General features: G+C 67.7%; 11 protein-coding genes. 6 read left to right on the forward strand and 5 right to left on the reverse strand.

The genetic code is table 11. From position 1 onward, the window contains the following. Nucleotides 1–9: 9 nt before the first annotated feature. Both ACYVL2_RS09570 and ku read right to left on the reverse strand, forming a co-directional pair. Nucleotides 10–1,005: a hypothetical protein gene (locus tag ACYVL2_RS09570; protein ID WP_460542588.1), complete on the reverse strand. Its 996-nt coding sequence runs from the start codon at nt 1,003–1,005 to the stop codon at nt 10–12. Between the two features lie 309 nt (nt 1,006–1,314). Next, complete coding sequence (gene ku / locus ACYVL2_RS09575) at nt 1,315–2,211, reverse strand: non-homologous end joining protein Ku (protein ID WP_460542590.1); 897 nt, start codon at nt 2,209–2,211, stop codon at nt 1,315–1,317. A 160-nt stretch (nt 2,212–2,371) separates the two neighbouring features. Here ku and ACYVL2_RS09580 point away from each other — a divergent pair, with 160 nt between their 5' ends. The 3 genes from ACYVL2_RS09580 to ligD (ACYVL2_RS09590) are packed head-to-tail and all read left to right on the forward strand — an operon-like array spanning nt 2,372 to nt 4,804. Then, on the forward strand, nt 2,372–2,950 hold the full coding sequence (locus tag ACYVL2_RS09580; RefSeq protein WP_460542592.1) for a DNA polymerase ligase N-terminal domain-containing protein: 579 nt from the start codon (nt 2,372–2,374) through the stop codon (nt 2,948–2,950). Then, nucleotides 2,947–3,888, forward strand: a complete 942-nt coding sequence (gene ligD, locus ACYVL2_RS09585) for an ATP-dependent DNA ligase (protein WP_460542594.1) — start codon at nt 2,947–2,949, stop codon at nt 3,886–3,888. The genes ACYVL2_RS09580 and ligD (ACYVL2_RS09585) overlap by 4 nt, the downstream gene beginning before the upstream one ends. A gap of 1 nt (nt 3,889) precedes the next feature. Further along, complete coding sequence (gene ligD, locus ACYVL2_RS09590; protein ID WP_460542596.1) at nt 3,890–4,804, forward strand: DNA polymerase domain-containing protein; 915 nt, start codon at nt 3,890–3,892, stop codon at nt 4,802–4,804. An 8-nt stretch (nt 4,805–4,812) separates the two neighbouring features. Here the strand turns inward: ligD (ACYVL2_RS09590) and ACYVL2_RS09595 are convergent, their stop codons facing one another. Together ACYVL2_RS09595 and ACYVL2_RS09600 are read right to left on the reverse strand one after the other, a co-directional pair. Then, on the reverse strand, nt 4,813–5,355 hold the full coding sequence (locus tag ACYVL2_RS09595) for a DoxX family protein (protein ID WP_460542598.1): 543 nt from the start codon (nt 5,353–5,355) through the stop codon (nt 4,813–4,815). Between the two features lie 700 nt (nt 5,356–6,055). After that, nucleotides 6,056–6,502, reverse strand: coding sequence for a MarR family winged helix-turn-helix transcriptional regulator (locus tag ACYVL2_RS09600; RefSeq protein ID WP_460542600.1), 447 nt, complete (start codon nt 6,500–6,502; stop codon nt 6,056–6,058). A 112-nt stretch (nt 6,503–6,614) separates the two neighbouring features. On the opposite strand from ACYVL2_RS09600, the gene ACYVL2_RS09605 reads away from it, so the two are divergent. Further along, on the forward strand, nt 6,615–7,721 hold the full coding sequence (locus ACYVL2_RS09605; protein WP_460542602.1) for an epoxide hydrolase family protein: 1,107 nt from the start codon (nt 6,615–6,617) through the stop codon (nt 7,719–7,721). A 95-nt stretch (nt 7,722–7,816) separates the two neighbouring features. Here ACYVL2_RS09605 and ACYVL2_RS09610 read toward each other — a convergent pair whose 3' ends face one another. Beyond that, the gene (locus tag ACYVL2_RS09610; protein ID WP_460542604.1) at nt 7,817–8,566 is read right to left on the reverse strand and encodes an SDR family oxidoreductase; all 750 of its coding nucleotides are present in this window, start codon (nt 8,564–8,566) and stop codon (nt 7,817–7,819) included. Nucleotides 8,567–8,668: 102 nt separating this feature from the next. On the opposite strand from ACYVL2_RS09610, the gene ACYVL2_RS09615 reads away from it, so the two are divergent. Together ACYVL2_RS09615 and ACYVL2_RS09620 are read left to right on the forward strand one after the other, a co-directional pair. Beyond that, entirely contained in the window at nt 8,669–9,508 is an 840-nt protein-coding gene (locus tag ACYVL2_RS09615) for a helix-turn-helix transcriptional regulator (protein ID WP_460542606.1), read from the forward strand. Nucleotides 9,509–9,626: 118 nt separating this feature from the next. After that, nucleotides 9,627–10,118, forward strand: coding sequence for a tetratricopeptide repeat protein (locus ACYVL2_RS09620; protein WP_460542608.1), 492 nt, complete (start codon nt 9,627–9,629; stop codon nt 10,116–10,118). Nucleotides 10,119–10,382 lie beyond the last annotated feature (264 nt).

Below are 10,382 nucleotides of genomic sequence, written 5' to 3' on the forward strand. Positions count from 1 at the left end.
CGAGCCCGGTCAGGTGCAGTCCACGGTTCCGCCTGAGGCGTTGCGCGCGGCCACGATCTCGGCCGCCTCGGCACCGGTCACCGCCCGACCGAGATAGTCCTCGCAGTACGTGAACGGGATGACGACCGTCTCGTACTCCCCCACCGGCAGCAGCGCCGCCAGCGCGAACCGGTGTTCATCGTTCGGTTCGAGCACGGCGGTCCGGTATTGGCCGTCCGCCGCGTACTCGAGGGCCACTTGCCATGTGCAGGATCGTTCGGCCGCGTGGGCGTAGAACCGGATGACGTGCTGCTCGCCGGGCTCCAAAGTGATGTTCGCGCCGTCTCCGTAGGAGGCGAACGAAGCCATGGCCGCGTCCGGGTCGGAGTCGGAGAGGAGGTACCAGTCTTCGGGGAGGATCTTGAACTCCGGCGCGGGCCGGTCGATGCTGATGCCGAGGTTGGTCGGTTCGCCCTCGCCTTGGGTGGCGAAGATGAAGTGCGTGCCTCCGGCCGGTTCGGTGCATTCGATGTTCTGGGCGCGTATGTCGACGATGGTGATCATCGTGTCCCGTTTCGTTTCGAGGACGACTTCCCAAGCGCCCCAACCTGCGGCTGCGCCGCCGTTTTCTTGGACCCATGCCGGGTCGGGGGCGCCTCCGTCGGTCGCGGTGCCGTTCTCGCCCCACGAGACGGCGTCGAGATCGGTGTGGCTGCCCGGGACGACGTAACCGGCGAGGTCCCGAGTGGGCGGGTCGATCTGCTGGACGTCGTAGACGAACACCGGATCGGTGGTGGCCTCCCGTACTCGGTCTCCCAGGAATTGGGTGAGGTAGTCGCCGAGGAACGCGGCGATGGCCGCGAGTAGGAGGCCCAGGACCCAGACCAGCGGCTTGGCGAGGAGGGATTTGATTCGGGACGGTCGCTTCGGGGGCCGCTCCGGGTCGGCGGGGGCGTCGGTGTCGAGGATGTGGGCGCGGCCCGCACCGGGGACACGTGACCAGTCCGGAGGAGGAGCGGCGGTCATTGGACCTCCAACGGGAGGAAGGCGACGTGAGTACCTTGATGGTACCGGTCCCCGTTGTGGCGCATGGCCATGCGGAGTGGCAGATCGGAGCAGCGGAGATCGATCCCGACAAGTCCGTCGCCTGCTTCGTCGAATGAGCAGGTCCGGCCGGTCTTTCCCTGCCGGGCCACCGCAATCGCGTCAGATCTTCGCCGACGTTCGCGTTTCGGCATATGTCGGTGAGGGGGTTGTCTGAGGTTTCCCGGTGTGGTGGACAGTCCGGCGGCGGATGGCCCGCGAGCATCGCTGTCTCGGGCGGCGGTAGCCGCTTCAGGCGCTCTTGCGTTTGCGCGCCGTCGACTTCTTCGCGGCCTTCTTGCTCGACTTCTTCTCGGCCTTCTTGGCCGTCTTCTTGCGGGTGGTCGTCTTCTTGGCCGCCTTCTTCGCCGGCCTGCGCTTGCCCTCCCTCGCCTCGACGCTCTGCTTGAGCGCGTCCACCAGGTCGATGACCTTCGCCTTCGGCTCCTCCTTCGACACCTTGACCACCTCCGTGCGCCCTTCCTTCTTCGCCTCGATGAGCTCTTCCAGGGCCTCCTGGTAGGTGTCGCTGTAATCCTCGGGGTGCCAGTCGCCTGACATGGTGTCGATGAGCGTGCCCGCCATTTCCAATTCCTGCCGCCGTGCCTCACCTTCGAGGCCGCTGACCTCGGGTTTGCGGATCTCGTCGGGCCACAGCATCGTGTGGAGCATCAGCACCTCGTCGCGAGGCCGCAGGGCGGCGAGGCTCTCTCGCCGACGCAGCGTGACCCTCACGATGGCGATCTTGCCCGAATCGAGCAGCGCCTCGCGCAGCAGCAGGTACGGCTTGGCCGCGCCCTTGCCCGGCTCCGCGTAATACGACTTCTCATAGTGAACGGGGTCGATCTGCTCGCCGTCCACGAACTGCACCACTTCGATGGTCTTCGACGAGCTCACCGGCAGGTCCTCGAGGTCATCGTCGTCGAGGAGGATCACCTCGCCGGTCTCGTCGTCCTCCACGCCCTTGACGATCTCCTCGGGCTCGACGGGCTCCTCGTCGAGTTCGCAGATCTTCCGGTAGCGGATCCGACCCGAGTCGGCCGCGTGGTACTGATGCAGGGAGAGATCGTGGCTCCCCGTCGCGGCGCGCAGGCTGACAGGGATGCTCACCAGCCCGAACGCGATCACACCTTTCCAGACCGCTGCCATGCCAACAGCATGACACAGACGGTCACTGTTCATGTTCCTTATGTAGTCAATCCTCGCGTAGCGGCCCCGCGCACATTTCACCTGGTCAGACGTCCCGAACAGGCGAGCGGCGGATCAGTGCGGCGGTTTGTCGCGACCGAGGGCCGGGTACCTCCGGCGCATGAATCGGGGGGATAAGCTGGCCAAATACCGGGCGAAACGGGACCTGTCGAAGTCCGGCGAGCCTGCGGGCGGACGCAAGCGGGGCGCGGGCGACCGGTTCGTGATCCAGCGCCACGAGGCCGCGCGGCTGCACTTCGACTTCCGGTTGCAGGTCGAGGACGTGCTCGTGTCCTGGGCCGTGCCGAAGGGGCCGTCGCTCGACCCGGCGGACAAGCGGCTCGCCGTCCAGACCGAGGACCATCCCCTCGACTACGCCGAGTTCGAGGGTCGGATCCCGTCCGGCGAGTACGGCGGCGGCACGGTGATCGTCTGGGACACCGGCACCTACCGCAACCTCACCGAGAAGCGGCGCAAACCGGTCCCGATCGCCGACGCGGTCGAGCACGGCCACGTCGTGGTGTGGCTGGACGGTGAGAGGCTCACCGGCGGCTTCGCGCTGACGAGGATGGGTGAAGGCAAGGACTGGCTGCTGGTCAAGATGAGCGACGAGGGCGCCGACCGGCGCCGCAAACCGGCCAAGACGCAGCTCGCATCGGTGCTGTCAGGGCTCACCAACCGGGATTTGGCCCGGGCATGACCGGCTTCCGGGAGCCCATGCTCGCGACGCTCACCGAGCGTCGGTTCTCGAACGCCGATTGGCTTTTCGAACGGAAACTCGACGGCATGCGCGCGATATCGGTCCGGGACGGGGGCAGGCCGCAGCTGTGGTCGCGCAACGAGCGGCGCATCGACGAGAGCTTCCCGGAGGTCGTCGACGCGCTCGGTGAACTCGGCGGCTCCAGGTTCGTGGCCGACGGCGAGATCGTCGCCTTCGACGGCAGACAGACGAGCTTCGCCCGCCTCCAGGCGCGCATCCACCTCACCGGGTCCGCCCGCATCGCCGCGACCGGCGTCGACGTCTACTACTACCTGTTCGACCTGTTGTCCTACGACGGGAAGGACCTGACGGACCTACCGCTGCGGGACCGCAAGCGGATCCTGCGGGACGCGTTCGAATTCCGCGACCCGCTGCGGTTCACCACTCACCGCAACACCGAGGGCGAGGCCTTCTACAGGCAGGCGTGCGAGCGCGGCTGGGAGGGCTTGATCGCCAAGCGGGCGAACGGGCGGTACCGGAGCGGCCGGTCGAAGGACTGGCTGAAGTTCAAGTGCGTGCGCGGCCAGGAGTTCGTGGTCGGCGGCTTCACCGACCCGCAGGGTTCACGCACCGGCTTCGGGGCGCTGCTGGTGGGGTATCACGACGGCCGCGGCAGGCTGCGGTACGCCGGCAAGGTCGGCACCGGGTACAACCGGCGGACTCTGCGGGAGTTGCGCGAGCGGATGGAGGCCCTGGCGCAGGACGAGAGCCCGTTCGCCGATCCGGTGCGAGAGCGGGGCCCGCACTGGATCCGTCCGGAAATGGTGGTGCAGGTGGGTTTCAGCGAATGGACCGGCGACGGGATGCTCCGCCATCCGCGATACCTCGGCCGGCGCCCGGACAAACCGGCCGAGGACGTAGTGAGGGAGACGGTCTGACATGGCGCCACCGACGGTCCACGTGGCCGGACACGACATCAAGATTTCCAAACTCGACAAAGAGCTGTTCCCGGAGGATCACTTCACCAAGGGCGACATGTTCATCCACTATGACACCGTCGCCGACGCGATGATCCCGCATCTGGCCGGACGGCCGCTGACGCTGCGCCGCTTCCCCGACGGCATCGGAACCGAGGGGTTCTTCCAGAAGGACGCCTCCGACTACTTCCCCGACTGGATCAGCACCGTCGAGGTGCCGCACCGACGCAGTGAAGGCGCGGTCCGGTACGTCGTGTGCGACAGCGCCGCGACGTTGATGTACTTGGCGAACCTGGGCACCATCGAGTTCCACATCTGGACGGCGACCGCGGACAGGCTCGACCACCCCGACCGATTGGTGATGGACCTCGACCCGCCCTCAGGCGTCCCGGTGAGCACGCTCCGCTCGGTAGCCCGGCGGGCGCGGGACCTCTACACCGAGATCGGTCTCACGCCGTACCTGCAGGCCACCGGCGGGCGCGGCTACCACATAGTCGCGCCGCTCGACCGGTCGGCCGACTTCGCGTTCGTGCGCGGCCTGGCCGGCGACATCGCCTCCCGCCTCGCCGACGGCGACCCCGACCTGCTGACGACGCAGCAGCGCAAGAATCGCCGCGGCGACCGGATCTTCCTCGATGTCAACCGCAACGGTCACGGGCAGACGTTCATCGCGCCGTACTCGCTGCGCGCCCGGCCCGGCGCCTCGGTGGCGACCCCGTTGGACTGGAGCGAGCTGGGCCGGTCTGCGCCCGACGGCTTCACCGCCGCTTCGATCGCCAGGCGCCTGGCGCAGAAGACCGACCCGTGGGCGGACATGAACCGGCACGCCGCCGCCCCCGCCACCGCGCGAGAGCGCTTGGACGCCGTCGACGGCTAGGCCTGTCGCTAGCGGAGGACGGGGAAACGCTCGACGAAAGCGAGGCGCTGCCAGCGGCGGCCGAGGCCCCACCGGTCGCCGGCGTTGGTGAATATGAAGGCGATCATCATGGTCGCGTAGACGAAATGGGGGTCGACGATCGGGTTCGTCTCGAGCGGGAGCATCGACACCCAAAGGGCGGCCATGAGCATCGCGCCGCCGATGGCCGCCAGGCGCATCAGGACGCCGAGGATGAGGGCGAGGCCGAGCCCGGCCTGAGCCGCCATGAACAGCCAGTCGGCCCAGACCAGCCCTGACATGTCGCTGTACATGCCGCCGCCGATCCCGGAGAAGAACCCGGCGGTCGGACTGCCGCCGTCGATCCAGCCTTCGTTTGCGGGAGTGTTGAAACCGAGCCCGAAGGTCTTGTCGAGGAACGACCACAGGAAGACCCAGCCGAGGACGATCCGGACGACCGCGAGCGTGCGCGGCGGCCGGACGGCGGTGAGCGGAGTCGCGTCTTCGTCAGTCGGGGGTGCAGTCGAAGCGTCGGTCGAAACGTTGGTGGCCATGCTCGATCCCATCGGGGTGCGGGACGACGGTAGGGCTCGGGCAGGACGACACTCCCTGTGGTGCCGATCCGCCAAGGGGGAACCATCGTCGACAATGTCGTAGAAGCGATCCGAACATAGCATGTGGACACGCCCATTTCAATCGATCACCCCTCATATAGAGGCAATTCAGTCAGCGTCAAGACTCATTCAAGGTCCTGTTCCGCACTGGGCGACATTTGCGGGAAGGGCGCGATCGAGAATCCTTCGAACAGGCGATGTTCTTGCCCGAACAGAATATGGCTCGAAGCGCTGTTCGTCGTGCGCCGTCGGCGCTGAACCACGCCGTGAGACCGGAAAGGTGGTACCGATGTCCATCATGGGGACAGAGAGCTATGCGGGCCTCCGGGACCTGCCGGAAAACGTCTCGGCCGCGGTTGCGCTCGCAGACGGGGGCGGCAACGGGAAGCGTGGCGCTGCCGCCGACCCCGAGAAGCTGCTGCGTCCCGGGGGTTGCCTCGTCATCGACGACTTCACTCCGACGACTGAATGGCCGACCGGGCAGTGCCCGGCTGAGCTGGCTCGAACATCCGGCGTTGCTGGCCGCCGAGGTACGCCTGGCTTCCGACCTGTCCACGATGGTGGGCACCCGGCGGCCGTGACGGAACCGGATCGGTCGTCGAAGCGTTCCCGGTCAGCGCGGCGCTGCAGGCGTGCCGGTTCACCGGTTGTGGTGGTCGAGCAGTTTGGAGAGGAGCTCTGTCAGCCGCTTTCGCTCCTCGGGTGAGAGCGGGGCCAGCAGCTTCTCCTGGGAGTCGGTCAGTTGCCGCTCGAGTCGACGCAGGTGACGTTCGCCCGTGGTGGTCATGGAGATGATGTTGCGCCGCCTGTCGGCGGAGTCGGGGGCTCGTTCGACCAGGCCGCGTTCGGCGAGCTCGTTGATCGTCGCGACCAGGTCGCTGACGTGGATGCCGCTGCGGCGACCCAGCGCAGCCTGGCTGGCCGGTCCGAACTCCTCCAGCGAGGCCAGCAGGCGGTAGTGGTAGCCGTTGGCGCCGACCGACGCGAACCCGTCCGCGAGGATGCGGTGCGCGTGGCCGGCCGTCCTGTTGAGCAGCCAACTCGGCAGCCTCGTCCAACTGGCCGGCATCTCCTCGGATTGCTCCATCCAGCGAGTCTATCGAATCGTTGGGAAGACCAATGAATATGTTATCGTTGGGCACCCAAACGTTAGGAATCCAAATATTTTGTCTCCCAATGAACGCACTGGAGCAGCGACCATGATCGAGCCCTTCCGCATCGACATTCCCCAAGCCGACCTCGACGACCTGAACGACCGTCTCGCCCGCACCCGCTGGCCCAACGAGGTCGCCGACGCCGGGTGGGACTACGGCTTCCCGCTCGCGCGCCTCAAGGCCCTGGCCGAGTACTGGCGCACCCAATACGACTGGCGCGCATACGAGGCCGAACTCAACGAACTGCCGCACCACACCACCGAGATCGAAGGCCAGAACATCCACTTCGTCCACGTCCGATCGGCGAACCCGGACGCGCTCGCGCTGGTCCTCACCCACGGCTGGCCCGGCTCGTTCCTGGAGTTCCTCGACCTGATCGAGCCGCTCTCGCGCGACTTCCACCTGGTGATCCCGTCCATTCCCGGCTACGGCTTCTCCGGGCCGACCCACGAGCGCGGCTGGGACATCGTCCGCATCGCCCGCGCCTGGGCCGAGCTCATGAGCCGCCTCGGCTACGAGCGCTACGGCGCGCAAGGCGGCGACTTCGGCTCGGGCATCTCCACCGCGCTCGGCGCGGTGGCGCCAGAGAACGTCGTCGGCGTGCACGTCAACTACCTGCCGACCCGGCCCGACCCCGAGGCCGGCATCGAACTGTCGGAAACGGACGAGGCCCGGTTGGACAAGGTCAGGCAGCTCCTGGCGAACCGCCCGCCCTACCAGGCACTCCAGGCCCAGGCCCCGCAGACGATCGGCTACGCGCTGACCGACTCCCCGGTGGGCCAACTGGCCTGGATCGCCGAGCGCTTCGCGCAGTGGACCGACCCCGCGACGCCGGTCGACGACGACCGGATGCTCACCGACATCTCCCTGTACTGGTTGACCGCCACCGCTGCTTCCTCGGCGCGGCTGCACCACGACGCCCCGCGCCGGATCGAGCCGTGCCCGGTCCCGCTCGGCGTCGCGGTGTTCCCGCATGACATCACCCAGTCGGTGCGGCCCCTGGCCGAGCGGATCTACGACATCCGGCACTGGTCAGAGTTCGACCGCGGCGGCCACTTCGCCGCGATGGAGGTCCCCGAACTCCTTGCCGGGGACATCCGTGAATTCTTCCTCGACCGCATCGAGGACGACCATCAGCAGTCCGTCCACTAGGGCGGGTTTCGGACCCGAGCCGGGCGGTATCCGGCCCATTCGTCCCACCACGCCTCCGTCCGAAATCGTGCTCGCTGCGCTCGGCCCGGGCCGGTCTACCAGGGCACGACCTCTCCGTCCAGAAAGTCGATGCGGCCGTCGCTGCGGAACGAGCCCGTCGGGCCGTCCTCGCCGATCAGGGCCATGTCGATCACCGCCCGAGCGCCCTCCTCGACCGTTCGCAGTCCTTGATTGCCGTTCAAGTCGGTGGCCGTGTAGCCCGGTGTCACCGCGTTGACCTTGATCGGGGTCTCTCGCAGCTCGACGGAGTAGGAGACGGTCAGCATATTCAGGGCCGTCTTGGAAGTGCCGTAAGCGCCCGGCTGCATTCCGGAGAACGGCAGACCTGGGCGCAGGATCGTTGCGATCGAGCCGATCTCACTGGAGACGTTCACGATCCTGCCGGCCTCTGACCTGCGGAGCAGCGGCAGGAACGCGTTGGTCACCGAGATGACCCCGAACAGGTTGACCTCGAAGACCTCCCGGGCGGTCGCGACTGTCAGCTCGCTGGTGTTCCAGTTCCCGTCCGCCTTGGCGATGCCGGCGTTGTTCACGAGGATGTCGAGTCGGCCGTGGCGCTGCCCCACCGAGGCGGACGCGGCGGCAACGCAGTCCTGGTCGGTCACGTCGAGCCGGACGAATTCGGATTCGATCCCTTCCTCGCGAAGCGATGCGGCCGCCTTCTCGCCCCGTTCCTCGGAACGCGCGCCGACCAGGACGGTCACGCCACGCTCGCCGAGCGCACGGGCGGTTGCGAATCCGATGCCTTTGTTGGCGCCGGTGATGAGTGCGATCTTCTGGTTCATGGGTCGAGCCTCCGCCGGTTTCGGCCGAGCGGAAAGAGCCCCGTTTATCGTGGTACCGGTTGTACCTGGTTGCAGCGGCCATGATGGGGCAGGCTTGCGTGTATGGATCGACAGCAGCTCGCCGACTTCCTGAGGGTCCGCCGCGCCGCCATCCGGCCCGGCGACGTCGGTCTCCCCGAGGGCTCTCGCCGCCGCACCCCCGGTCTCCGCCGCCAGGAGGTCGCGCAGTTGGCGGGCATTTCGGTGGAGTACTACATCCGCCTCGAACAGGCGCGCAGTCCCAAGCCCTCGGCTCAGGTCCTGGGCGCGCTGGCCCGTGCCCTGGTGCTCGATCGCGACGAGCGCGCCCACCTGTTCCACCTCGTCGGCGACCCTCCCGATCCGATCCCGCCGGATCGGGAAGTCCCCGACAGCGTCCTGAACCTGCTGGGGGGCCTGGGAGACTTTCCCGCCTTCGTGGTCAACGCCGCCTACGACATGATCGCCTGGAACCGCCTGTCGGCGGTGTTCATGCCGTTCCTGGAGGAGCTCGAACCCGAGCAGCGCAACATCCTTCGCAGAAGCTTCACGTCCCCGGACTTCGCCGAGCACCTCGCCGACCCGTACCACGAGGCGTTCCTGCGCGAGTGCGTCGCGGACGTTCGGGCCGGTCTGGCGCGCAATCCGAACGATGCGTCGCTGCGGTCGCTGGTCGACCAGCTGCTGCGGGCCAGCCCGGAGTTCGGGGCGATGTGGGCCGATCACGAGGTGCGGGTGCGGAACCGGACCACCAAGCGGATCGACCACCCCGACGCCGGCCCGATCGAGGTCGACTGCCAGGTCTTCGAAGTCACCGGCTTCGACCTGCGGTTGATCATGTACGTTCCGGTGCCCGGATCACCGTCGGCCGCGGCCATTGCCAAGCTGCGTCAGATGGCCGCAACCGTCGAGGCGGGACCGTAACCTACGCGCGACGGACATCACGCCGGGTGCTCACCTTGCGGACTCCCGCCTCACGGCGGCGGTGCCGCCCCTTGACGAGGCTGTGCGATTCCACCGCTCCTGCAGTAAATTTCCATCTGTGACGGTTGAGGATTGGGAGCGGCGCGCGGCCGCCCTGTGGGCGGGAATCGGCGACTACGAGCCCGGAGCGTTCGTCGAGGCGATGCAGGACCTAGCGGCCGAGTGCCCCGACGAGGGGCTTGCGGCGTTCAATGTCGGCGGCGCGCACGATTCGACCGGGCGCCCGGTCGAGGCGATCGGCTACTACGAGCGCGCGCTGGCAGCGGGCCTGGACGCCTCGCGGCGCCGCCAGGCGACCATCCAGCTGGCCTCGTCGATGCGCGAGACCGGCCGAGCAGACGAGGCCCTCGAGATCCTCGAGGCCGAGGCCGGGCGGTCGGACGAATGGGACGACGCGGTCGCCATGTGCACCGCACTCACCCTCGCCAAGCTGGGCCGCGACCGCGAGGGCCTGTCGGTGGCGCTGGTCGCGCTCGCGCCCCACCTGCCGCGCTACCGAGCCTCCACGGTGAACTACGCGCGGGCATTGGTCGGCCTCGGCCCCGTCTAGGGGCAATGTCGTTCGGTTAGGGCTGGGGCTTGGGTGTCGAGTAGGGTCTTAGCCGCTGGGAACGAAGAAGGGGCTTCTTGACAGAACGGTTGTGCTGCAACCATGTTCAACATCAAGGAGCCCCTTGTTCTCTCATGTTGTCATATCCCGTACCGTGCGTGCCGCCGGTGGGGTGTTCACGCCAGGGCATCTGGGTGAGCTGACCCGGATCGTGCCGTTCGAAATGGTCGACGCGGTCCTCGACCAGTGCCGGGCCCACCAGCG

The organism is Glycomyces halotolerans (assembly GCF_054779575.1).

Bases quoted from the DNA above. Each gene is read 5' to 3' on its own strand.
- ACYVL2_RS09570 (WP_460542588.1), bottom strand. From the start codon at position 1,005: ATGACCGCCGCTCCTCCTCCGGACTGGTCACGTGTCCCCGGTGCGGGC.
- ku (WP_460542590.1), bottom strand. From the start codon at position 2,211: ATGGCAGCGGTCTGGAAAGGTGTGATCGCGTTCGGGCTGGTGAGCATC.
- ACYVL2_RS09580 (WP_460542592.1), top strand. From the start codon at position 2,372: ATGAATCGGGGGGATAAGCTGGCCAAATACCGGGCGAAACGGGACCTG.
- ligD (WP_460542594.1), top strand. From the start codon at position 2,947: ATGACCGGCTTCCGGGAGCCCATGCTCGCGACGCTCACCGAGCGTCGG.
- ligD (WP_460542596.1), top strand. From the start codon at position 3,890: ATGGCGCCACCGACGGTCCACGTGGCCGGACACGACATCAAGATTTCC.
- ACYVL2_RS09595 (WP_460542598.1), bottom strand. From the start codon at position 5,355: ATGGCCACCAACGTTTCGACCGACGCTTCGACTGCACCCCCGACTGAC.
- ACYVL2_RS09600 (WP_460542600.1), bottom strand. From the start codon at position 6,502: ATGGAGCAATCCGAGGAGATGCCGGCCAGTTGGACGAGGCTGCCGAGT.
- ACYVL2_RS09605 (WP_460542602.1), top strand. From the start codon at position 6,615: ATGATCGAGCCCTTCCGCATCGACATTCCCCAAGCCGACCTCGACGAC.
- ACYVL2_RS09610 (WP_460542604.1), bottom strand. From the start codon at position 8,566: ATGAACCAGAAGATCGCACTCATCACCGGCGCCAACAAAGGCATCGGA.
- ACYVL2_RS09615 (WP_460542606.1), top strand. From the start codon at position 8,669: ATGGATCGACAGCAGCTCGCCGACTTCCTGAGGGTCCGCCGCGCCGCC.